This window comes from Caulobacter hibisci (assembly GCF_016135805.1).
GTDB classification, from domain to species: domain Bacteria; phylum Pseudomonadota; class Alphaproteobacteria; order Caulobacterales; family Caulobacteraceae; genus Caulobacter; species Caulobacter hibisci.
Window position 1 is genome coordinate 1 of sequence record NZ_JADWOX010000033.1, and the last position, 22,492, is coordinate 22,492.

Sequence of the window (22,492 nt, forward strand, 5' to 3'; positions counted from 1 at the left end):
GCCTGGGCGGCCGCCTTGGCCTTGCCTTGCCTGTGCGAGAGAATGATCGACAGGATCACGACCGGAATGCCCACGGCGGCGGTGCCGGCGAAGAAGATCGCGTACGACGTCATCAGGCTGAACTGCTTTTCCAGACCCTCGACCACGGCGCCGGAGAAGCCCTTCAGGAACTTGCCCAGCATGGCGTAGGTGCTCGACAGCAGGGCGTACTGGGTGGCGGTGTAGCCCAGGCTCGTCAGGCTGGACATGTAGGCCACGAGGGCCGCGCCGGCGAAGCCGGTCGAGACGTTGTCGACGATCATCGCGCCGATGAAGACGGGCATGTTCGGACCCGCCAGGGCCATGGCGGAGAAAGCCAGGTTCGAGCCCGGGCCCAGCACCGCGCCCAGCACCAGGGTCTTCTCGAAGCCGAGCTTCACCGCGCTGAGGCCGGCCAGGGCGATGCCGACAAAGGTGGCGACCAGGCCGAACGAGGTGCGCACCGCGCCGATCATCTCCTTTGCCAGGCCCAGGTCCGTGTAGAGCGGCGCGGCCATCGGACCCATCAGGAAGTCAGGCAGGCGATAGAGGGCCACGGTGCACAGCATCAGCAGGGCCATGGCCCCGTGGGTCTGGAAGAAGGTGATGAACGGGCCGACGACGGCGTCGAAGAAGCCGCGCGGGCTCCAAAGCGGCGCGGCCGCCGCGCCGGTGGCGGCCGTGGGGGTGCGGTCCGGCTCGGCGGCGAACAGGGTCGCGGTCAGGCCGATCGCCATGGCCAGGGCGCAGAATGTGTAGGAGGTCGGCCAGCCGACCTTGGCGGCGGCCACCAGGATCCAAGCGTCGGTGGCCAGAATGGCGACGCGATAGCCGAACTGGAACGCGGCGGTCAGCAGGCCCAGGTCGTCGGGGCCTTCCGCCCGCTCGATTCGCCAGGCGTCGACGACGATGTCCTGGCTGGCGGCGCCGAAGGCGGTGATCACGGCCAGCAGGGCGAAGGTTGCCAGGTGGCCTCCCGGGCCGACGGCGGCCATGCCGAACAGGCCCGCGCCGACGACGATCTGGGTCAGGACCATCCAGCCGCGCCGGCGGCCCAGACGGCCGAGCAGCGGCAAGTCCACCCGGTCGATGATCGGCGCCCAGAGGAACTTCAGCGAATAGGCGATGCCGACCCAGGACAGGAAGCCGATGGCGGCCAGCTGGATGCCCTGCTCGCGCAGCCAGAAGCCAAGGGTGTTGCCCACCAGCATGAACGGCAGGCCCGACGAGAAGCCGAGCAGCAGGGTGACCAGCACGCGTGGCTGGCGCAGGGCGGCCACGACGTCACGCCAGCCGTGACCCTTGCGGGCAGGCGCGGCCGCCGGTTCGGTGGTCTGCCCAGTGTTGTCCTGGCTCATGCGGTCTTCCCCGAGACGGGGAAAACGCAGGGTCCCGTCAGCCGGCGACCTTGGCGCGCGTCGCGTCGTTCGTCCAGCGGCGCGGGCGGTCGGGGCCGGTCCAGCGTGACAGCGCCTCGCGCAGGGCGGCGGGGGTCAGGGGCTTGACCAGGAAGTCGTCCATGCCGGCCAGCAGGCACTGGCGGCGGTCCTCGTCGAAGGCGTCGGCGGTCAGGGCCAGGATCGGCGTGTCGACGCCCTTGGCGCGGACGGCGCGGGTGGCCTCCAGGCCGTTCAGGCCGGGCATGCGCAGGTCCATGAACACGAGGTCGTAGGTCCCGCGCGACAGGGCGGCCACGGCCTCGTCGCCGCTGGCGATGCGGTCGACGGTGCAGCCCTCGCGCTCCAGCAGGGTGCGGGCCAGCAGGGCGTTGATCGGATTGTCCTCGGCCAGCAGCACCCGGGCGCCGGGGGCGGCGGCGGGGGCGATGCGGTCGTCCTGGACCTCGGCCGGGGTGATGATCGCCTCCAGCGCGGCGTCGACCGGCTTGGCGGCCAGCACCTGGGTCACCAGCGAGGCGCGGCGCAGGGGCTTGATCAGGTAGCCGCTGAAGCCGGCCTTGCCCAGGCTGGGGATCAGGTCGCGCTGGTCGGGGGTCAGCAGGGCCACGGCGGCGCGGCCCGCCGGCGCGGCCAGCGGACGGTCCGGCGCGGCCAGGGCGGCGTCGACCAGCAGCACGGTCTCGGGCGGCAGGGTCTCGACCTTGTCGAGGCCCGACAGGTTCCGGACCCACGCGCCTGACGCGATGGCCTGGGCGCCGACGGCCTCGCGGACCACGGCGTTGGGCGAGACCACGGCGACGAACCGGCCTTCCAGCGGCGGCGCGGCGCCGGCCGGGGCCTGGCGCTCGAACGGGGCCTCGAACCAGAAGTCGGCGCCGCCGCCGGGCGTTTCGCCGACCCCGGCCTCGCCGTCCATGGCGCCGGCCAGGCGGGCGACGATGGCCAGGCCCAGGCCCGCGCCGCCCAGCTGGGCCTGATGCGAGGGATCGGTCTGGACGAAGGCCTCGAAGATGCTTTCGCGCTGCTCGGGCGCGACGCCCGGCCCGGTGTCGGCCACGGAGAACCGCACGCGGCCCTCACCGGCGTCGCGAGCGGTCAGCAGAACGCCGCCCTTTTCGGTGAACTTGACGGCGTTGCCGGCGAAATTGAGCAGCACCTGGCGCAGGCGCCCTTCGTCGGCCAGCAGCGGCGGCAGGCCGCGCTCGACCGCCCAGCCGATCTCGATGCCCTTCTCGTGGGCGCGCGGGCTCATCAGCTCGGCCACCTGGCGCAGCAGGTCCTCGATATCGACCGGGGCCAGGTGCAGCTCCAGGGCCGTGGCGCCCAGGCGGGCGAAGTCGAGCACGTCGTTGACGAGGCTCAGCAGGTGGTCGCCGCTCTCGCGAAGGGCAGACACGTAGGAGCGCTGCTCGGCGGTGAGCTTGGTGTTCTCCAGCAGCCGCGCCATGCCCAGCACCCCGTTCAGGGGTGTGCGAAACTCATGGCTCAGGGTGGCCAGTTGTTCGGCGGAGACGGCGTCGCGCGGCTTGGTCATGGAGCGCGAGTGTAGGGCGGGCGGGTTAAGGCGGGGTGGAGGCGGGGGTCGGAATCCTTCTCCCCTTGCGGGAGAAGGTGGCGGCGAAGCCGTCGGATGAGGGGTCTCTCAGATCCTGGCCGCCGCACCCGGACTTTCCGCTTTCGCAACGGACAGGGCTTTCGACCCCTCACCCGACCCGCTTCGCGGGCCACCCTCTCCCGCAAGGGGAGAGGGATCAGATCGTCTCCATCTCCCCCGGCGCCGACGTCCGCCGATGCGCCAGGGCCTCGGCCACATGCACCCGCTTCACCGAGGTTGCGCCTTCCAGGTCGGCGATGGTGCGGGCCAGACGCAGGGTGCGGGTCCAGCCGCGGGCGCTGATGCGGCCGGCTTCCGCGGCCTTGGTCAGCAGCGAACGGCCGGCGTCGTCGAGGGCGCAGATGCGGTCCAGCAGGTCGCCCTCGGCGCGGCCGTTCAGGATTTCCGGCGCGCCGGGCGTCACCGCTTCGGCCCGCTCGCCTTGCAGCCGCCGGGCGGCCGCGACGCGGGCGGCGACCTCGGCCGAGCCTTCGCTCGAGGGCGGCAGGGCGAGATCGGCGGCGGTGACGGCGGGCATGTCGACGGCGAGATCGATGCGGTCCATCAGCGGGCCGGACACCCGGCCCTGGTAATCGCGGATGCAGCGCGGGGCCTTGCCGCACGCCCCGCGTCCGGCCCCGCCGTGACCGCAACGGCAGGGGTTCATCGCCGCCACCAGCTGCACCCGCGCCGGATAGCGGACATGGGCGTTGGCGCGGGCGATCATCACCTCGCCGGTCTCCAGCGGCGCGCGCAGGCTGTCCAGGGCCTGGACCCCGAACTCGGGCAGCTCGTCGAGGAACAAGACGCCGTTGTGGGCGAGCGATACCTCGCCGGGCTTGGCCTTGATGCCGCCGCCGGTCAGGGCGGCCATGCTGGCGCTGTGGTGCGGGCTGCGGAAGGGGCGGGCGCGGCTGAGCGTGCCCTTGGCGATCAGCCCGGCCACCGAGTGGACCATCGAGGTTTCCAGGAGTTCGCCTGAGGTCAGCGGCGGCAACAGGCCCGGCAGGCGCTGGGCCAGCATCGACTTGCCCGAGCCCGGCGGGCCGACGAACAGCAGGTTGTGGCCGCCGGCCGCGGCGATCTCCAGCGCCCGCTTGCCCTGCTCCTGGCCTTTGACGTCGCGCAGGTCCTTGGCGCGTTCGCCCTCGACAACAGGGCCGGGCGCGGGCGCGCTGAGGATCTGGCTGCCCCGGAAGTGGTTGATCAGCGCCACCAGCGAGCGCGGCGCCAGGATCCGCGTGCCGCCGGCCCAGGCCGCCTCGGGTCCGCAGGCCTCGGGACAGATCAGGCCGAGGTCCATGGCCCCGGCCGCCATGGCGGCGGGCAGGGCGCCGGCGCAGGCGACGATGCGGCCATCCAGCGACAGCTCGCCCATCGCCGCCCAGCCATCCAGCGCATCGGGCGGGATCACGCCCATGACGCCGAGCAGCGCCAGGGCGATGGGCAGGTCGAAGTGGGTGCCTTCCTTGGGCAGGTCGGCCGGCGCCAGGTTGGCGACGATGCGCTTCCCCGGCATCGACAGGCCCAGACCGGCGAAAGCGCCCCGCACCCGCTCGCGGCTTTCGGCCACGGCCTTGTCGGCCAGACCCACCACGGCGAAGGCGACGATCCCGCCGGTCAGCTGCACCTCGACGTCGACGCGGCGCGCCTCGACGCCCTCGAACGCCACCGTGACGACCTTGGCGGCCATCCGCTTCCCCCGAAATTCGTCCGACTTATCCACAACCCAAGCATGGCGAGCGGGTCGGAGCAAGAACGAAAAAAGAACATTTTGGGAAAGTGTGACGATTCAGTACACTAGCGCCGCTTTCTCATCCTCCGGTTGATCGAATGCCCTCGATCCGATCCCAGAGGATCGCCGCGGCGTCGATGCCGCTGAAGCGCTTCAGCTGTTGGGCGCCGGTCGGCGAGGTGACGTTGATTTCGGTCAGGTACTCGCCGATCACGTCGATGCCGACGAACAGCAGGCCGCGCTTCTTCAGTTCCGGGCCGATGATGGCGCACAGTTCCTTGTCGCGGGCGGTCAGCTCCACGGCCTCGGCGCGGCCGCCGACCCGCAGGTTCGAGCGCACCTGGCCGGCGGCCGGCACGCGGTTGATCGCGCCCACCGGCTCGCCGTCGACCAGCAGCACGCGCTTGTCGCCCTTGCTGACCGCGGGAACGAATTTCTGGGCGATGACCTGCTCGCGGCCGATCATGGCGTGCAGTTCCAGGAGGGCGTCGAGATTGGGATCGTCCGCCAGCAGACGAGCCACGCCCGAACCGCCGCCGCCGTAGAGGGGCTTCAGCACGATGTCACCGTGGCGGGCGCGGAAGTCGTAGATCGCCTCATAGTCGCTGGTGATCAGGGTCGGCGGCTGCACGCCCGGGAAGTCGGTGACAAACAGCTTCTCGGGCGCGTTGCGCACCTCGGCCGGGTTGTTTACCACCAGCGTGTGCGGATGCACCTTTTCCAGGAAGTGGGTGGCGGTGATGTAGGCCATGTCAAACGGCGGATCCTGGCGCATCAGCACCACGTCGACATCGTCCTTCATGTCGAGCACCACGGTCTCGCCGAGCTTGGCGTGCGCGCCCTTCTCGGCGAACACCTCCAGCGGCTGGGCGCGGGCGAACACCCGGCCGTCTTCGAGCGACAGCTTGTCGGGCGTGTAGAACCACAGCTTATGGCCGCGGATCTTGGCCTCCATCATCATCAGGAAGGTGGTGTCGGTGTCGATATTGATCCCCAGGACGGGATCCATCTGGACGGCGACGCGCAACGACATGGGGACTCCTGGGGATTTCGACGCGACTGGGGCGCGACTGCCTAGTTAAGGCGATTTCGCCAGAATGCGAGGGCCGTCACTCGGGTCTCAATAGAAGCGCGCTATGGCGTGAACCGAACGATATGCCAACTGCCCCTCGATCGACCTTCAATGATCGCCCTCACCTTCGGGAAAAAGGCGGCGATCTTCTTGGCTGTTCTCTCGTAGTCGGAAATTTGAAGTTCGGATCCAAAGCGCCTTTTGACCTGAAACATCCCGAGCCAAAGGCGATGTGTGCATATCGTAAAATGCTCTTGGTAATCTAGAATGCCAGGCTCCAAGCCCGAATTCCCTATCTCTTCGAAGCGGATGTTTTCGATTTTCCCGAAATAGGGCTGCACGGCGGCATTGCCGTATTTGCCAAACTGCAGCGCGAATATCCATGAGGTCGTATCGCCCTCAAGGCGCCACAGGCCCAATGGATGGCGCCAACCGAACTGCCGATCCTTCTTTTGCTCGTCGGTCGGCGACGCTTGCACGAAGCCCAGGGCCTTCAGTTCTGAAAGAACATAAAGGGTGAGCTCCTTCTTCAGGAGCGCTCGTCCCGATTTCGCCATGGCTTCGCCTATCGAAGTCAGTTCAGCCGCAGCCGCACCCGCTCTCGCGCTGCCCGGGCCGCGATCGTAGCCCCGCCGTCCAGCGTCTGCGCCCGCGACAGCGCCTGCAGCGCCCCGGCAAGAGCGCCCTGGCCTTCGCGGGCGGCGGCGACGTCGAGCCAGGGGTGGTGGTCGGTGGGGTCGAGCAGGGCGCGGCGCAGGGCCGAGCGCTCGGCGCGGGCCCAGTCGCGGGCCTGCTGGGCGCGGGCGAAGATGTTGTTCTGCAGGCGGATCAGCACGGCGCGGTCGGAGATCGGGGCCATCAGCTGGTCCAGCCGCGCGGCGACGTCGGGCATCAGGCCGGTGCGCAGGGCCCGGCGCGACAGCTCCGACGGCAGCACCACCCGGCCCTCGCTGAAGGGGTCCAGCGCCAGCGGGCCCTCGTCGGTTTCGATGCGCAGCAGGAAGTGGCCGGGGAAGTCGACGCCGAACACCTCGAGCCCCGCCTCGCGGGCGGCGTGGATGTAGAACACCCCGAGCGCCACCGGCAGGCCCTTGCGGCGGCCGGCGATGGCGATGACGTCGGCGTTGTCGGGATGGTCGTAGGTCAGCAGGTCGCCGGTCAGCCGCAGGTCGCCGGCCATGGCCTCGGCGATGGCCTCCTCGGGCGACTCGCTCTGCAGGCGCGACTTCAGGCGCTCGACGGCGGAGCGGGCCAGGTCCAGGGCCGGCTGCTCGTCGCGGTCGGGCTCGTCGTGCACGGCGCAGGCCAGGGCCGCCTCGAACAGCGGAAAGCCCTCGTCGTCGCGCTCGCCGGCCTGGGTGAGGATCGCTTCGGCCTCGTCGCGGGTCATGCCCAGGCCCTCCCGTCATCGGGCCAGGCGTCGGGCACGTGGCGCGGCGGCCGGCCGGGCGACAGCGCCAGCAGGTCCAGGCGCACGGCAACGCCCTTCAGCCCGACGCGCGAAGCAGCGGCCAGGGCGCCGGCCCGGCGCAGGCGCATCCGTTGTTCGAAGCTGACCGCTTCCAGCGCCGCCTCCAGGCTCGTCCGGCTCTTGACCTCGACAACGGCCAGGACGCGTCCGCGTTGCGCCAGGATGTCGATCTCGCCGGCTCTGGTCGCCAGGCGGAAGCCGAGGATGCGGTAGCCCTTCAGCATCAGCCAGGCGGCCGCCAGGGCTTCGGCGCGCCGGCCCGAGCGTCGCGCGGCCGCGCCGCGGACGCTGCGGATCTCGCGAAGCGGCCGGGCGCTCGTCATCCGGCCTCCTTCAGGGCCAGGGCCTGGCGATAGAGATCCTTGCGCGACAGGCCCAGCGCCTTGGCCACTTCCGAGGCGGCCTCGCCCAGGGGCAGGCGGGCCATGGCCTCGCGCAGGGCGGCCTCGGCGTCGTCGGCGGTGGCCAGCTCCTCGGCGCCGGGACCGACGATGATGACGATCTCGCCCTTGGGCGCTTCGAAGCGCGGGTCGACGGCCAGTTCGGCCAGGGGGCCGCGCACGCAGGTCTCGTAAAGCTTGGTCAGTTCGCGGCACACCGCCGCCGGGCGATCGCCGCCGAACACGGCGGCCATGTCGGCCAGGGTATCGTCCACCCGCGAAGCGCCCTCGAAGAAGATCAGGGTGGCGCGGACGTTGGCGAATTCCTCGAAGAAGGTCCTGCGCGCGCCGCTCTTGGGCGGCGGGAAGCCGGCGAACAGGAAGCGGTCGGTCGGCAGGCCGGCCAGGGTCAGGGCCGCAAGGGCGGCGGAAGCGCCGGGGATCGGGAACACCGGATGGCCGGCCGCGATCGCCTCACGGGCCAGGCGATAGCCGGGGTCGGAGACCATCGGCGTGCCAGCGTCCGACACCAGGGCCACGCGCTCGCCGGCCTCCAGCCGCTCCAGGATAGCCGGGATCGCCCGCTCGGCGACGTGCTCGTCGTGGCGTTCCAGCTTGGTCTTGATCGCATAGGCCGACAGCAGCTTGCCGGTGACGCGGGTGTCCTCGGCCAGCAGCAGGTCGCAGGCGGACAGCACGTCCAGAGCCCGCAGGGTGATGTCGCGCAGGTTCCCGATCGGCGTGGCCACGAGGTAGAGGCCGGGCGCGAGCGGGGCGTCGGACAGGACGGGCGGGGGAAGCAATCGGCTCAAGCGGCGTACTTTCCGTTGAGGAAGGGCCGGAGCCCGCGAAGCAGGAGCGTATCAGGTCGCCAGCACGCCTGTCAGCCGGTCAAGAACGAGCCGGCCATGGCGCGTGGCGCGCAGACGATGAGGGTCATCGACCAGCAGGCCCGACTCGACCAGCGATTTCACCTTGGGCGTGTCTGCCCTCAGGTCGAGCGCGGCCATTTCGGAAAAGGCGACCCCGTCGTCGATGCGCAGGCCCAGCAGAAGGCGCTCCTCGGCGGCCTCGACGGGGTTGAGGTCCTCGCGCTCGAAGCCGGTCCCCTCGCGGGCCACGGCGGCGATGTAGTCGGTGATCTTGGCGCGGGCGGTGGTGGCGACCTTGCTACCATCCAGCGTTAGCCGGCCATGGGCCCCGGGACCGACGCCGACATAGTCGACGCCCCGCCAGTAGACGAGGTTGTGGCGCGAGCGGGCGGCCGCGCCCTTGGCGTGGTTGGAGACCTCGTAGGCGTCGAAGCCGGCGGCCTCGAGCACTTCCTGCGTGGTCTCGAACAACTGGGCGGCCAGGTCCTCGTCGGGCGGGACGATCTTGCCGCGGCCGACGGCGCGATCGAAGGCCGTGCCGGCCTCGATGGTCAGCTGGTAGGGCGAGACGTGCTCGGGACCGTAGGCCAGCATCTGCGCCAGCTCCTCGCGCCAGGCGGCGTCGGTCTGGCCAGGGCGGGCGTAGATCAGGTCGACCGACAGGCGCGGGAACAGGCGCGCGGCCGTGGCCACGGCGCGCTTGGCCGAGCCGGCGTCGTGGTTGCGGCCGAGCATCTTGAGGGAGGCGTCGTCCAGCGCCTGCACCCCAAGCGACAGCCGCGCCACGCCCGCGTCCGCCAGGGCCTCGAAGCGGCCGGCCTCGGCGTCGGTGGGATTGGCTTCGAGGCTGATCTCCAGGTCGTCGGCGGGCGACCACAGGGCCTTGGCGATCTCGATCACCCGGGCGACGGCGAGCGGGTCCATCAGCGAGGGCGTGCCGCCGCCGAAGAAGATCGACAGTAGCCGGCGCGGTCCGGTCAGGGCGCGCTGTGCGGTCATGTCGGCGATGATCGCCTGCGCCAAAGCCGCCTGCTCCTCGGTCCGCCCCCGGTCACGCACGACGTTGAAGTCGCAATAGGGGCAGATGCGGGCGCAGTACGGCCAGTGGACGTAGAGGCCTAGGGGCGGCAGGCCGAGCGGGGGGAGGGCGCGATCTTCCACCTATCGCCTTCCTTTCAACCGAGCATCCCCGCGAAGGCGGGGATCCAAGCCGAGGCGCCGGATGGAATTCGACGTTGGAGCTTCCCCGCCGCGTCTCTTATGGAAAATCAGCTTGGATCCCCGCCTTCGCGGGGATGCTCGGAGAGGGGAACGGAGTGGAAGGGCCTCACTCAAACAGCGCCGCCTTCAGCTTCTCGAAGGCCACGGCGCGGTGGCTCATGGCGTCCTTCTGGGCCGGCTCCAGCTCGCCGAAGGTCTGGTCGTAGCCGGTGGGCACGAAGATCGGGTCGTAGCCGAAGCCCTTGTCGCCACGGGCCGGGAACACCAGCGTGCCGTGCACCTCGCCCTGCACCACGACGGCCGGACCGCCGTTGGGCCAGGCGACCGCGAGGGCGCAGGTGAACCAGGCGGCGCGGTCTTCCGAACCGGTTTCCTCGATGCGCTCGGCCACCTTGTCCATGGCCAGGGCGAAGTCCTTGGTCGGGCCGGCCCAGCGGGCCGAATAGATGCCTGGCGCACCGTCCAGGGCGGCGACCGAAAGCCCCGAGTCGTCGGCCAGCGACACCTCGCCCGACAGGTCGGCGGCGTGGCGGGCCTTGAGCAGGGCGTTGCCGACGAAGGTCGTCTCGGTTTCGTCCGGCTCGGGCAGGCCCAGGACGCCGGCGGCCAGCACCTCGAAGCGTCCATCGAGCAGGGCGGCCAGTTCCTTGGCCTTGCCCGGATTGTGGGTGGCGGCGACGATCTTCTGGCCGTTGATCAGTTTCAGCGTCATCGCGCGGCTCCGAGAACGAGAGAACGGCCCGTTAGACCCCCGGCGGGCGGTCGCCGCAAGAGCCGATCATTGCGAAAGTTTAATATCGTTTATCGATAAGCGACGTTGTTCGTCGGCCGCCGATCGGCGATCTTGGCGTCATCGGGAAACCGCTCCCGATTTCCCCGCCTGGAACCGCCCTGATGACGACGCCCCGCCTGTTCAGCCTGCTGGAAACCTCGGCCTTCCGCCTGGCGACCGTGGCGCTGATCGTGGGCCTGCCGATCTCGGCCGTGACCTTCCTGGCCCACTCGCTCTAGACTTCAACCCGGCGACCGGCGCACAGCCGAGTCGTCCCGGCGTGCTCGGGCGCGCTTCGACTTATAAGACATCGGGCCCGCTGGCGGGCGCGAGCGACTGGCGGGGACAAAGCCCATGCGCGCCTTGGGGCCGGGCTCGGTATCGAGCTTTCTGAAGATCATTCTCGACGTCAGCTTCTACGCCCTGTGGGTGTGGGTCAGCTTCCTGGCCCTGGTCACGGTGCTGGTGCTGCTGCTGAGCTTCAATCCCGACCTCCTGACCTCGATGCTGCCCAGCGAGGCGGCCGGGAAGCTGAGCAAGTATGGAGCGGGGGCGGCCGTGGCCCTGGCCGGTTGGGCGCTGATGTCGGGCGGCTGGATGGCCATCGTCGAGCGCCTGCGCAAGATCTTCGCCACCATGACCCTGGGCGACCCCTTCCACCCCGACAACGTCCGCCGCCTGCGGGTGATGGGGGCGATCCTGGCGGCGCTGGAAGTCGGCCGCTACGTGTTTTCGGGCCTGACCCGAATGCTGGTCGGCGAGAAGCTGTTCGATGGCTCCTTCACCCTCAACGCCTGGTTCTCGGTGCTGGTGGTGTTCGTCCTGGCCGAGGTCTTCCGCGAGGGCGCGCGCCTTCGCCGCGAAGCCGAACTGACCATCTGAGCGCGGAGCGCCCCATGTCCATCCGCGTCAATCTCGACCGCGTGCTGCTGGAACGGCGCATGTCGCTGACAGAGCTGTCCGACCGGGTCGGGGTGACCCTGGCCAACCTGTCGATCCTGAAGACCGGCAAGGCCCGCGCCATCCGCTTTTCGACGCTCGACGCCCTGTGCCGCGAGCTGGGCTGCCAGCCGGGCGACCTGATGACCTTCGAGCACGGGCCGGGCGACGGCGGCGACGAAGACGGCCCTAGCGACTGAACGACGACTGAACGACGACTGACGGCGGGCGACTGACGGGGCCTTAACCGCGCCGAAAGCGGCGGGCGCCTAGGGTCTGCGCCGACACCACGCCGCGCGGACGCCATGGACCCGAACTTCCTGATCGAGCTCGCCACCGCGCCCCTGCTGCGGCCGCTGACCTTCAACGACCCGTTCAGCCTGTGGTCGCTGCTGGGCGCGGCCCTGACCGCGGCGGTGTTCTTCCGTCTCGGCCGTCGCAAGCGGCCGGTGTCCGGCAAGGCCGCCGCCCGCCGCCGCGACCGGGCCCTGCTGGCCTATCTGGCGCCCAAGCGGATGCTGCGGCACGCCTCGACGCGGCTGGACCTGAAGTTCTACCTCGTCACCAGCATCCTGTTCGCGGCCTTCTTCGCCCTGTGGCCGCTGACCTCGATGGCCTGGAAGGCGCTGACCGTCCGTGAACTGACCAGCCTGTTCGGCCCGGGCCACGCGGCGGCCGTCGGCGGCGCGGCGGGCTGGGGCCTGGCCCTGCTGGCCACCGCCCTCTACGCCCTGGTCTTCGACTTCAGCTACTACCTCGTCCACCGCCTGCTGCACGAGGTGCCGGCGCTGTGGGAGTTCCACAAGGTCCATCACTCGGCCGAGGTCATGACCCCGCTGACCGAGTGGCGCCAGCATCCGGTCGAGGGCGTGGCCTTCCCGCTGGGGGCCGGCTTCTTCACCGGGATCGCCCAGGGCGTGATGGTCTGGGCCTGGGGACCCGACGCCCAGCCGGTCGGGCTGTTCGGCGTCAACCTGGTGATGCTGGCCTATATCGGCAGCGTCCTGCACCTGCGCCACAGCCATGTCTGGATGCCGTTCCGGGGCTGGCTGGGCCATCTGCTGCAAAGCCCGGCCCACCATCAGATCCACCATTCGATGCGGCCCGAGCACTTCGGCAAGAACCTGGGTTTCGCCCTGTCGCTGTTCGACTGGCTGCTGGGCACCCTGGCCATCCCGCCCAAGCGCGATCCGGGCCTCGACTTCGGCCTGACCCCCGCCGAGGACCACGGCAAGACGCTGGTCGCCGCCCTGGTCGAGCCGTTCGGCAAGGCCTGGGACCGCCTGCTGGGCCGGCCCGCCGCCGCGCCGGGGCCGCTCCCCGCCGAATAGGCCTTGCGCGGACGAGTGACGCTGCACACCTCTGCTGCCTGATCAGAGGACCCCGACCATGCAGATCGTCTGCCCGTCCTGCGGCGCGGCCAACCGCCTGCCCGACGACCGCGACCCCGCCGCCGGCAAGTGCGGCCGCTGCAAGAGCGCCCTGTTCACCGGCCAACCCATCGAAGTCGACGCCGCCGGTCTCGACCGCCATCGCCGCCTGACCCAGGGCGCGGCCGTGCTCCTCGACGTCTGGGCGCCGTGGTGCGGACCGTGCCGGGCCATGGCCCCGAACTATGCCGCCGCCGCCGGCAAGCTGGAGCCGCGCGTGCGCCTGCTGAAGCTGAATTCCGAAGCCCATCCCGCGCCCGCCTCGGCCCTGGGCGTCAGCGGCATCCCGGCCCTGATCCTGTTTCGCGACAATGCGGTGGTCGCCCGCTCGGCCGGCCTGATGAGCGCCCCGCAGATCGTCGACTGGACGAGCAAGGCGCTGGCCTGAGCCCGTCTCGCGCACGCGAGGTATCGACCTTCACAACCTGGCGGCTAAGCTCCCGCGTCTGTGACGCGGGGGCGATCAGCATGTCGGAAGCCTTTTCTCGCCGGGACGCCGTGGGCGGGGCGCTGGCGGGCGCGGCGCTGCTGGCGACGCCGGCCCGCGCCGCTCCGGCGACGGTCGAACAGGCGACTGGCGGCTCTGCGATCCTCGACGACGCCAGCGGCCTGGACGCCACGCCGGTGGCTCGCCACGTCCGCCCGGCCATCGACGGCGGTCTGGTCGAGGCGCTGCGGCGCGAGCTGAAGGACGCGGCGGCGGCCGGCCGCCCGGTCTGCATCGGCGGGGCGCGGCACTCGATGGGCGGCCAGAGCCTGGCGCAGGGCGGCACGGCCATCACCTTCGACCGGGGCGGCTGCGCGATCGACGCGGCGCGCCTGACCTATCGCGCCCATGCCGGGACGCGCTGGCGCGACATCATCCCGGCGCTGGACCGGCTGGACTTCGCGCCGAAGGTCACCCAGGCCAACAACGACTTCACCCTGGGCGGCGCCTTCAGCGTCAATGTCCATGGCTGGGCCGCGCCGCTGGGGCCGATGGGCTCGACGGTGCGGTCGATCACCCTGCTGATGGCTGACGGCCAGCTGGTGCGCTGTTCGCGCGAGGTCGAGCCCGGCCTCTTCGCCCTGGCCATGGGCGGCTACGGCCTGTTCGGCGTTATCGTCGACCTGGAGGTCGAGATGGCCCGCAATGTCCGCCTGAAGCCCGCCTACGAGGCCATGCCGGCCGCCGACTTCGGCCCTCGCTTCGCCAAGGCCCTGCATGGGCCGGACGTGGTCATGGGCTATGGCCGGCTGTCGGTGTCGCGGCGCAACTTCTTCCAGGAGGCGCTGATGACGGTGTTCAGGCGGGTCGAGGGCGCACCCGAACGACTGTCGGGCAAGGGCGATCCGATGGCCGGCGTGGTGCGCGGGATCTATCGCGCCCAGATCGGCTCGGAGCCCTGGAAGGACCTGCGCTGGTACGCCGAGACGGTGCTCAAGCCCAGCCTGGAGGCCAAGGCCGTCACCCGCAACGCCCTAATCAATTCGTCGGCCGACGAACTGGCCGACCGCAATCCCCGCCGCACCGACATCCTGCACGAATATTTCCTGCCGCCCGACCGTCTGGGCGGCTTCCTGGCCGCCTGCCGCGACATCATTCCGAAGTCGGGCCTGGACCTGCTGAACGTGACGCTGCGCTACATCGCCGCCGACCGCACAAGCGTCATGGCCTTTGCCCCGGGCGAGCGGGTGGCGGCGGTGATGTCGTTCTCGCAAGCCAGGACGCTTAAGGCCGACGCGGCGATGAAGCCCGTCACCCAGGCCCTGATCGACGCGGCCCTGGCCCACGGCGGCTCGTTCTACCTGCCCTACCGCCTGCACGCCCGGCCCGACCAGTTGGCGCGGGCCTATCCGGGGTTGCCCCGGTTCGTCGCCGAGAAGCGCCGGCTGGATCCGGGCGGGCTGTTTCGCAACACGATGTGGGACCGCTATTTCGCCGAGTTCGCCTGACGAAGGCTTGATCGTCTTTCGGGCGTTCGTACATGCTTGGTGAAGCTTATGGGCGAATGGCTTCGCGGCGAAGGGACCAGCGGTTGGGATTGAACATCGGCGGCGTTTGCCCGACCTGCAGCGCCAAGGGACAGGCCTTCGGTCCGCTGCGGTGCCTGAATCGTCGCGCCGTCGGCCGATGCCGCCAATGCGGGCAGGCTATCCAATCCACCCTGGGATGGGGGCCGTACCTGCTGCTCTGCGTATTGGCGACGCTCGGCGGGCCGTTGCTGATCGCGGTGTTCGCGTTGGCGCTGTTGTCGGGGCAGTGGCTGCTGGCCGGGGGCGCGGTGCTGCTGGCCTGGGCGACGATTCTGCTGCCCGGCGAGCTGCTGCACGCTCGCGAGGTGCGGGTCTACAGCCTATACGAGGGGTGACGGGTGGCGACGTGTGACCGCCCGGGCGCTTCAGGACGGAAAGGCCTCGGGATGATCGAGCGTATCGGCAAGGCGGCGCGGTGGAGCGACGCCGTCGTTGCGGGCGGCCTGGTGTTCCTGTCGGGCCACGTGGCCGAGGAGACCGTCGGCGGCTCGGTGCTGGAGCAGACGAAAGAGGTGCTGGCCCAGATAGACGACACTCTGGCCCAGGCCGGAACCGACAAGTCCAAGCTGGTCAGCGCCACCATCCACCTGGCGGACATCGGCCAGATCGCGGCGATGAACGCGGCCTGGGACGCCTGGGTCGATCCCGAAAACCCGCCGGCCCGCACGACGGTCGAGGCGCGGCTGGCCAGCCCGGACTATGCGGTGGAGATCACGGTGGCGGCGGCGCGATAGGTTCCGCCGCACTTTCCAAATCTCCCGTCATTCCCGCCCTTGTGGCGGGAAGCCCTCTGTCAGCCGCAGGTGAGAATGGGGCGGCGTGCTCAGCACGCCGCTTGCGCCTCTCGCGGAAGCGGAACCAGGGCTTCCCGCCACAAGGGCGGGAATGACGGGAGAAGGGGAGAGGGAGCTAACGCCTCTTACTTGCCGATCGCGGCGCGCTGGAATTCGAACAGTTCGCCGATGCCCTTTTCGGCCAGGCCGAACAGGGTGTCGAACTCGCCGCGGGTGAAGCCGCGCTTCTCGCCGGTGGCCTGGATCTCGACGATCTCGCCGCCGCCGGTCAGCACGAAGTTGCCGTCGGCCTCGGCGTTGCTGTCTTCCTCGTAGTCGAGGTCGAGCACGGGGGTGTCCTTGAACACGCCGCAGGAGATGGCGGCCACCTGGCCCAGGATCGGGTCGGCCTTCAGCACGCCCTCTTCCAGCAGGTAATTGGTCGCCAGGCGCAGGGCGACCCAGGCGCCGGTGATGGCGGCGGTGCGGGTGCCGCCGTCGGCCTGGATGACGTCGCAGTCGAGGCTGATCTGGCGCTCGCCCAGGGCCTTGAGGTCCACGACGGCGCGCAGGGAGCGGCCGATCAGGCGCTGGATTTCCTGGGTGCGGCCGGTCTGCTTGCCGGCGGCGGCCTCGCGGCGGCCGCGGGTGTGGGTGGCGCGGGGCAGCATGCCGTATTCGGCGGTGACCCAGCCGGCGCCCTTGTTGCGCATCCAGCCGGGGACGTTTTCCTCGACGGTGGCGGTGACCAGCACCTTGGTGTGGCCAAAGCCGATCAGGCACGAGCCCTCGGCGTAGCGGTTGACGCCGGTCTCCAGCGTGACGGCGCGCAGTTGGTCGGGGGCGCGTTCGGACGGACGCATGCGGAAACTCCGGTCTGGTTGGCGGGGGCTAGTCGGGATTGAAGGCGCCGCTTATCCTCCCCCGGACGGGAACCTCCAAGTCCCCGCTCGATTTTTTCGCCCCTCCACCCTATCTCCAAGGGCCATGACACAGCTTTTTCCGGGACCGATCGCTCGGACGCCCGGCCTTACCGAGCTGGACGCCCGCGCCCGCGACATCTTTCGCCGGGTCGTCGAGGCCTATCTGGAGACCGGCGAGCCGGTGGGCTCGCGCACCCTGTCGCGTGGCGGCATCCAGCTGTCGCCGGCCTCTATCCGCAACACCATGCAGGACCTGGCGCAGCTGGGCCTGCTCGACAGCCCCCACACCAGCGCCGGGCGGATGCCCACCCACGCCGGCCTGCGGATGTTCGTCGACGGCTTTCTGGAAGTGGGCGACGTCGGCGAGGACGAGCGGCGCGAGATCGAAAGCCGCCTCTACGCCAAGGGTCGCACCTTCGAGGAGGCCCTGAACGAGGCCTCGGCCATCCTGTCGGGCCTGGCCGGCGGGGCGGGCATCGTCGTCACCCCGGTCCGTGAGGGCGGGGTCAAGCACGTGGAGTTCGTGGCGCTCGGCGGCGGCCAGACCCTGGCGGTGATGGTGTTCGAGGACGGCACGGTCGAGAACCGGCTGATGCGCGGCGGCGTGGGCCTTACCCCTTCGGCGTTCCAGGAGGCGTCGAACTTCCTCAACGCCCGCCTGCGCGGCCGCACCCTGACAGAGGCCAAGGACGAGATCCGCGCCGAGCTGGAGACCGCTCGCCGGCAGCTCGACGAGACCGCCGCGCGCTTGGTCGAGGACGGCCTGGCCGCCTGGGGCGGCGGGGAGGGGGCCGAGCGGGCCCTGATCGTCCGCGGCCGCGCCAACCTGCTGGCCGAGGGCGGCCCGCGCGAGGATCTCGAGCGCGTGCGCCAGCTGTTCGACGACCTGGAGCAGAAGGGCCAGCTGATCGGCCTGCTCGACGACGTCCGCGACGCCGAGGGCGTGCGCATCTTCATCGGGGCCGAGACGCGACTCTTTTCGCTTTCGGGTTCCTCCGTGATCGCGGCGCCCTATATGACGGGGCGACAGAAGGTGTTGGGCGCGATCGGGGTGATCGGGCCCACGCGTTTGAACTATGCCCGGGTGATCCCGTTGGTGGACTATACCGCCCGCGTGCTCGGCCGGATGATCGATGGATGAGGACTGTTTGGAAATGACCGACGAGCAAACGCCGGCCGAAGATGTCGCTTTCGAAGCCGAAGACCTGACCCAGGAAATCGAGGCCCTGAAGGCCGAGATCGCCGCCATGAAGGACCAGGCGCTGCGCTATGCGGCCGAGGCCGAGAACGTCAAGCGCCGCGCCGAGCGCGAGATGAACGACGCCCGCGCCTACGCCATCCAGAAGTTCGCCCGCGACCTGCTGGGCGCGGCCGACAACCTGTCGCGCGCCACCGCGGCCAGCCCGCGTGATTCGCAGGACCCGGCGGTGCTGAACTACATCGTCGGCGTCGAGATGACCGAGAAGGAGCTGCAGGCGGGCTTCGAGCGCAACGGCTTGAAGAGGGTCGACCCGGCCAAGGGCGAGAAGTTCGATCCCCACCTGCACCAGGCGGTGATGGAGCAGCCCTCGGACGAGGTCGCCGCCGGCGGCGTCATCCAGGTGCTGCAGGTCGGCTATGAACTGCTGGGCCGCCTGGTGCGCCCGGCCATGGTCGCCGTCGCCGCCAAGGGCTCGACCGGCCCGGCCCCGGCCGAACCGGCGGCTGCGGCTCCGAATCCCTATGCGGCTTCGGGTGAGGACGCCGGCGGCTCGTTCGATACGAAGGCTTGATGACCTGATCCTTCTCCCCTTGCGGGAGAAGGTGGCGCTCAGCGCCGGATGAGGGGTCTCTCAGCAACAGGACGCCGCGACAGCCTGGCCGCTGTCGCGGCGTTTTGCGTTGGTGCGACCCCTCATCCGTCAGCTTTGCTGACACCTTCTCCCGCAAGGGGAGAAGGAAGGTTACGCCGCCGCCGGCTTTTCCTTGTCCGCCCGGCTCCACAGCCGTTCGTGGATGTTGAAGGCCACGGTCTGGACCATCGGTTCGACGATCCCCACGGCCAGGGCGATGCGCCAGTCGCGGGTGAGGGCGTAGGCGACGGCGATGGCCACCGTCAGGTGCATGGTGGCGTAGGTGGCGGTCTTGAGAGCGAGGCGCATGGCTGCGAACTCTTGTTGCGATTGATTATCAATATAAGAAGTGGTCTTCATTGCGCAAGGGACGAGGTTTTCAACCATCCGCCCCCGTGATCCACAGCCCTGGCTTGCGCCAAAGGCCTTGCAGGCCCTTCCCAGTGGCCGCGTTTGCGCTAATGTCCGTGGTCCATTGACGGCGGGGCCGGGCGCTGGGGGATTCTCCCGACGTTCCTGCGCCCGCGTCCAGCCTGGACCGAGAAATGAAGCTTACCATCGAGCGGGCGGCGCTGCTGAAGGCGCTGGGTCACGTGCAGAGCGTCGTAGAGCGCCGCAACACCATCCCGATCCTGTCCAACATCCTGCTGTCGGCGGATGGCGACACGCTTTCGTTCTCGGCCACCGATCTCGACATGGAGATCATCGACGAGGGCCTGGCCCAGATCGACGTGCCCGGCCAGATCACGGCGCCTGCCCACACCCTGTACGAGATCGTCCGCAAGCTGCCCGACGGCTCGGACGTGTCGCTCAGCTTCAACGGCGACGACCCGCGCCTGGTGATCCAGACCGGCCGCTCGCGCTTCAACCTGCCGGTGCTGCCGGCCGGCGACTTCCCGGTGATGAGCAACGAGGGCCTGTCGGGCCGCATCGCCGTCGACGTCAACGAGCTGATGCGCCTGATCGACAAGACGCGCTTCGCCATCTCGACCGAAGAGACCCGCTACTATCTGAACGGCCTCTACCTGCACACGGTCAACGAGGGCGGCGAGACCAAGCTGCGCGCCGTGGCCACCGACGGCCACCGCCTGGCCCTGGCCGAGATGCCGGCCCCCGAGGGTTCGGCCGGCCTGCCGGGCGTGATCGTGCCGCGCAAGACCATCGCCGAGGCCCGCCGCCTGCTCGAAGACGCCGGCGAGCAGATCGACCTGCAGGTCTCGCCCCAGAAGGTCCGCTTCGAGTTCGGCCGCGCCGCCCTGACCTCCAAGGTCATCGACGGCTCGTTCCCCGACTACATGCGCGTGATCCCCAAGGACAACGCCAAGATCCTTACCCTCGACAACGACCTCTTCGCCAAGGCCGTCGACCGGGTGGCCACCATCTCGGCCGAGAAGAGCCGCTCGGTGAAGCTGGCCATCGAGCCGGGCCGCATCACCCTGACCGTCCGCAACATGGAAGCCGGCCAGGCCGTCGAAGAGGTCGAGGTCGACTACGACGGCGAGCCCTTCGAGATCGGCTTCAACGCCCGCTACCTGCTCGACGTCTGCGGCCAGATCGCCGGCCCGCAAGCCGAGTTCCGCTTCGCCGACCCGGCCTCGCCCACCCTGGTGGTCGACCCGGTCGATCCGGGCGTGAAGTACGTGCTGATGCCGCTGCGGGTTTGATCGCGCGGTCTTGAACAGGAACGGGCGCCCCGAGGGGCGCCCGTTTTGCTTTGAGGATGTTTGTCTTGATGAAATCCCTGCTCGGCGCTTCGGTCGCCGCCCTGATCCTGGCCGGCGGGTCCGCGCTGGCTCAAACCGCCACCCCCGTCGAGCGCCGCGAGATCGGCAATCAGATCCTCGAGAACGTGCCGGTCGCCGATCCGGCGATCCGCTCGGGCCTGGCGCGCTATCAGAACGCCCGCAGCGCGGCCTTCCAGGACTGGACCGGCGACGGCGGCATGCTGATCGTCACGCGCTTTGGCAACACCAACCAGATCCACAAGGTCGCCGCGCCTGGCGCCGACCGCAGCCAGCTGACCTTCCACGACGAGCCGGTGGCCGGCGTTCACACCCTACCCACCGGCGAGATCCTGTTCTCCAAGGACACCGGCGGCGACGAGTGGTTCCAGCTGTTCGTCCGCGACGCCTCGGGCAAGGAAACCCAGCTGACGGAAGCCGGGACCCGCAACCAGTCGCCCGCCTGGTCGGCCGACGGCAAGGTGCTGGTCTGGAGCCGGGCGACCAAGGGCTCGGCCAATTACGACGTCGTGCTGCGCGACCCCGCCGCGCCGGACGGTCGCCGGGTGATCTTCCAGGGCGAGGGCCAGGTCTCGCCGATCGACGTCTCGCCCGATGGCAAGACCGTGCTGCTGGGCCGCTATTTCTCGATCGGGGAGAGCAAGCGCTGGCTGCTCGACGTAGCCACCGGCAAGACCACCGAGCTCAACCCGACCAAGACCAAGGTCTCCTACGACGGCGGGGTCTTCACCCCCGGCGGCAAGTCGATCCTGATGCTGTCGGACGAGGGCTCGGACTTCATGCGCCTGGTCGAGTTCGACCTCGCCACTGGCAAAAAGGTCCTGGTCTCAGGCGAGCGGTCCTGGGACGTGGAAGACTTCAAGCTGTCGAGCGACGGCCGCGTCCTGGCCTATGTGGTCAACGAGGACGGCTATTCGAAGCTGGTGGTGCAGGACTTCCGCACCCGCCGGGCCCTGCCGCAGCCGGCGCTGCCGGGCGGGGTGGTGTCGAACCTGGCCTTCTCGGAAGACGGCTCGAAGATCGGCTTCAGCCTGGCCACGCCCACGGCGTCCAGCGACGCCTGGAGCTTCGACATCGCCGACGGCCTGCTCACCCGCTGGACGGCCTCGGAACTGGGCGGTCTCGACGCCAAGGCCCTGGTCAGCCCGACGCTGGTGCGCTTCCCCTCGTTCGACAAGCGCTCGATCCCGGCCTTCGTCTACAAGCCCAAGCTGGCGGCCGGCCAGAAGGCCCCGGTGATCATCGACATCCACGGCGGTCCGGAAGGCCAGTCGCGGCCGGTGTTCAACGCCTTCCACCAGCACACGGTGGCGCAGCTCGGCGCGGCGGTGATCGTCACCAACGTCCGCGGCTCGTCGGGCTACGGCAAGACCTATCTCGACCTCGACAACGCCGAGAAGCGCGAGGATTCGGTCAAGGACATCGGCGCCCTGCTGGACTGGATCAAGACCCAGCCGGACCTGGATCCCAGCCGCGTCGTCGTCTACGGCCAGTCCTACGGCGGCTACATGTCGCTGGCGGTGATGACCCGCTATTCCGACCGCCTGGCTGGCGGCGTCGAGCGCTACGGCATCAGCAACTTCGTCTCGTTCCTGAAGAACACCGAGGCCTATCGCCGGGACCTGCGCCGCGTCGAATACGGCGACGAGCGCGACCCCAAGATGCTGAAGGCCTTCGAGACCATCTCGCCGCTCAACAACGTCTCCAAGATCACCAAGCCGATGCTGGTCATGCAGGGCTGGAACGATCCCCGCGTGCCGAAATCGGAATCCGACCAGGTGGTCGAGAAGCTGCGCGCCCAGGGCGTGGAGACCTGGTACGTCCAGTTCAAGGACGAGGGCCACGGCTTCCTCAAGAAGCTCAACAACGACCGTCGCCGCGAGGTCGAGACCCAGTTCCTGCAGAAGGTGCTGGGCGCTAGCCAGTGAGCTCACGCGGCGGTCCCGCCGGCCTGCTGCGCGAGGACCGCTTCGACGACCTCTTCGACCGCATGCTGACCCTGTGGGAGGCGGTCGACTTCACCGATTGCGCGACCTGGTTCGAGCGTTCGGAAGCGGTCGCGGCGGCCTTCGCCTCGCTGGACGGGGCGGTGGACCTCGCGGTCATGAACTCGGCCGTGCACCGGTCGATCGCGATCGACGCGCCGTTCGAGGTTTCCGTGCGTGAACTGGTGAACCGCGAAACCGCCCGGACGGTGTTCGAGGTCGAGCTGCGCCGCGTGCTGCTGGGCGCGGCGGGGGTGTGGCGGCTGACCGAAGTCGAGGTGGCGCGGGGGTATTTCGGGTAGGGCGTCGGTGAAATC

General features: G+C 69.8%; 23 protein-coding genes and 1 pseudogene. 12 read left to right on the forward strand and 12 right to left on the reverse strand.

Features of this window, described 5'->3' with window-relative positions; genetic code table 11:
* From I4Q42_RS25175 to rdgB, 10 genes are all read right to left on the reverse strand, one after another.
* Nucleotides 1–1,376, reverse strand: a 1,376-nt coding sequence (locus I4Q42_RS25175) for an AmpG family muropeptide MFS transporter (protein WP_198578855.1), incomplete at its 3' end; no start/stop codon positions are given.
* Nucleotides 1,377–1,413: 37 nt separating this feature from the next.
* Nucleotides 1,414–2,952, reverse strand: coding sequence for a response regulator (locus tag I4Q42_RS25180; protein ID WP_198578856.1), 1,539 nt, complete (start codon nt 2,950–2,952; stop codon nt 1,414–1,416).
* A 217-nt stretch (nt 2,953–3,169) separates the two neighbouring features.
* The gene (locus I4Q42_RS25185; RefSeq protein WP_198578857.1) at nt 3,170–4,705 is read right to left on the reverse strand and encodes a YifB family Mg chelatase-like AAA ATPase; all 1,536 of its coding nucleotides are present in this window, start codon (nt 4,703–4,705) and stop codon (nt 3,170–3,172) included.
* Between the two features lie 121 nt (nt 4,706–4,826).
* Complete coding sequence (gene gshB, locus I4Q42_RS25190; protein ID WP_198578858.1) at nt 4,827–5,780, reverse strand: glutathione synthase; 954 nt, start codon at nt 5,778–5,780, stop codon at nt 4,827–4,829.
* 101 nt (nt 5,781–5,881) lie between these two features.
* Nucleotides 5,882–6,376: a hypothetical protein gene (locus tag I4Q42_RS25195; protein ID WP_198578859.1), complete on the reverse strand. Its 495-nt coding sequence runs from the start codon at nt 6,374–6,376 to the stop codon at nt 5,882–5,884.
* A gap of 17 nt (nt 6,377–6,393) precedes the next feature.
* Complete coding sequence (locus I4Q42_RS25200) at nt 6,394–7,209, reverse strand: SirB1 family protein (protein ID WP_198578860.1); 816 nt, start codon at nt 7,207–7,209, stop codon at nt 6,394–6,396.
* The gene (locus I4Q42_RS25205; RefSeq protein WP_198578861.1) at nt 7,206–7,613 is read right to left on the reverse strand and encodes a YraN family protein; all 408 of its coding nucleotides are present in this window, start codon (nt 7,611–7,613) and stop codon (nt 7,206–7,208) included. The genes I4Q42_RS25200 and I4Q42_RS25205 overlap by 4 nt, the downstream gene beginning before the upstream one ends.
* On the reverse strand, nt 7,610–8,482 hold the full coding sequence (gene rsmI / locus I4Q42_RS25210) for a 16S rRNA (cytidine(1402)-2'-O)-methyltransferase (protein WP_198578862.1): 873 nt from the start codon (nt 8,480–8,482) through the stop codon (nt 7,610–7,612). The genes I4Q42_RS25205 and rsmI overlap by 4 nt, the downstream gene beginning before the upstream one ends.
* A 51-nt stretch (nt 8,483–8,533) precedes the next feature.
* Nucleotides 8,534–9,673, reverse strand: coding sequence for a radical SAM family heme chaperone HemW (gene hemW / locus I4Q42_RS25215; protein ID WP_198578881.1), 1,140 nt, complete (start codon nt 9,671–9,673; stop codon nt 8,534–8,536).
* A gap of 196 nt (nt 9,674–9,869) precedes the next feature.
* Nucleotides 9,870–10,475 carry an RdgB/HAM1 family non-canonical purine NTP pyrophosphatase gene (gene rdgB / locus I4Q42_RS25220; protein ID WP_198578863.1) on the reverse strand — a complete coding sequence of 202 codons (606 nt, stop codon included), beginning with the start codon at nt 10,473–10,475 and terminating at the stop codon, nt 9,870–9,872.
* Nucleotides 10,476–10,889: 414 nt separating this feature from the next.
* On the opposite strand from rdgB, the gene I4Q42_RS25225 reads away from it, so the two are divergent.
* From I4Q42_RS25225 to I4Q42_RS25255, 7 genes are all read left to right on the forward strand, one after another.
* Entirely contained in the window at nt 10,890–11,417 is a 528-nt protein-coding gene (locus I4Q42_RS25225) for a DUF2975 domain-containing protein (RefSeq protein ID WP_198578864.1), read from the forward strand.
* Between the two features lie 14 nt (nt 11,418–11,431).
* Nucleotides 11,432–11,674 (forward strand): helix-turn-helix domain-containing protein, encoded by a 243-nt coding sequence (locus I4Q42_RS25230; protein ID WP_198578865.1) that lies wholly within the window; start codon nt 11,432–11,434, stop codon nt 11,672–11,674.
* A 105-nt stretch (nt 11,675–11,779) separates the two neighbouring features.
* Nucleotides 11,780–12,805 (forward strand): sterol desaturase family protein, encoded by a 1,026-nt coding sequence (locus tag I4Q42_RS25235; protein WP_198578866.1) that lies wholly within the window; start codon nt 11,780–11,782, stop codon nt 12,803–12,805.
* 58 nt (nt 12,806–12,863) lie between these two features.
* Nucleotides 12,864–13,292 (forward strand): thioredoxin domain-containing protein, encoded by a 429-nt coding sequence (locus tag I4Q42_RS25240; protein WP_198578867.1) that lies wholly within the window; start codon nt 12,864–12,866, stop codon nt 13,290–13,292.
* Between the two features lie 80 nt (nt 13,293–13,372).
* Complete coding sequence (locus I4Q42_RS25245; protein WP_198578868.1) at nt 13,373–14,839, forward strand: FAD-binding protein; 1,467 nt, start codon at nt 13,373–13,375, stop codon at nt 14,837–14,839.
* 83 nt (nt 14,840–14,922) lie between these two features.
* On the forward strand, nt 14,923–15,255 hold the full coding sequence (locus I4Q42_RS25250; protein WP_198578869.1) for a hypothetical protein: 333 nt from the start codon (nt 14,923–14,925) through the stop codon (nt 15,253–15,255).
* Nucleotides 15,256–15,306: 51 nt separating this feature from the next.
* Nucleotides 15,307–15,654 (forward strand): RidA family protein, encoded by a 348-nt coding sequence (locus I4Q42_RS25255; protein WP_198578870.1) that lies wholly within the window; start codon nt 15,307–15,309, stop codon nt 15,652–15,654.
* A gap of 185 nt (nt 15,655–15,839) precedes the next feature.
* Here the strand turns inward: I4Q42_RS25255 and rph are convergent, their stop codons facing one another.
* Entirely contained in the window at nt 15,840–16,556 is a 717-nt protein-coding gene (rph, locus tag I4Q42_RS25260) for a ribonuclease PH (RefSeq protein WP_110120422.1), read from the reverse strand.
* Nucleotides 16,557–16,680: 124 nt separating this feature from the next.
* On the opposite strand from rph, the gene hrcA reads away from it, so the two are divergent.
* Nucleotides 16,681–17,757: a heat-inducible transcriptional repressor HrcA gene (hrcA, locus tag I4Q42_RS25265; protein WP_198578871.1), complete on the forward strand. Its 1,077-nt coding sequence runs from the start codon at nt 16,681–16,683 to the stop codon at nt 17,755–17,757.
* A 13-nt stretch (nt 17,758–17,770) separates the two neighbouring features.
* Nucleotides 17,771–18,388 (forward strand): nucleotide exchange factor GrpE, encoded by a 618-nt coding sequence (gene grpE / locus I4Q42_RS25270; RefSeq protein WP_198578872.1) that lies wholly within the window; start codon nt 17,771–17,773, stop codon nt 18,386–18,388.
* 192 nt (nt 18,389–18,580) lie between these two features.
* On the opposite strand, the pseudogene I4Q42_RS25275 reads toward grpE, so the two are convergent.
* Nucleotides 18,581–18,757 (reverse strand): annotated as a pseudogene (locus tag I4Q42_RS25275) (DUF2061 domain-containing protein); the annotation flags it as partial.
* Nucleotides 18,758–18,993: 236 nt separating this feature from the next.
* Here I4Q42_RS25275 and dnaN point away from each other — a divergent pair.
* From dnaN to I4Q42_RS25290, 3 genes are all read left to right on the forward strand, one after another.
* Complete coding sequence (gene dnaN / locus I4Q42_RS25280) at nt 18,994–20,112, forward strand: DNA polymerase III subunit beta (RefSeq protein ID WP_198578874.1); 1,119 nt, start codon at nt 18,994–18,996, stop codon at nt 20,110–20,112.
* Nucleotides 20,113–20,180: 68 nt separating this feature from the next.
* On the forward strand, nt 20,181–22,118 hold the full coding sequence (locus tag I4Q42_RS25285; protein ID WP_198578875.1) for a S9 family peptidase: 1,938 nt from the start codon (nt 20,181–20,183) through the stop codon (nt 22,116–22,118).
* Nucleotides 22,115–22,477: a hypothetical protein gene (locus I4Q42_RS25290; RefSeq protein ID WP_198578876.1), complete on the forward strand. Its 363-nt coding sequence runs from the start codon at nt 22,115–22,117 to the stop codon at nt 22,475–22,477. Before I4Q42_RS25285 ends, I4Q42_RS25290 begins: the two co-directional genes overlap by 4 nt.
* Nucleotides 22,478–22,492 lie beyond the last annotated feature (15 nt).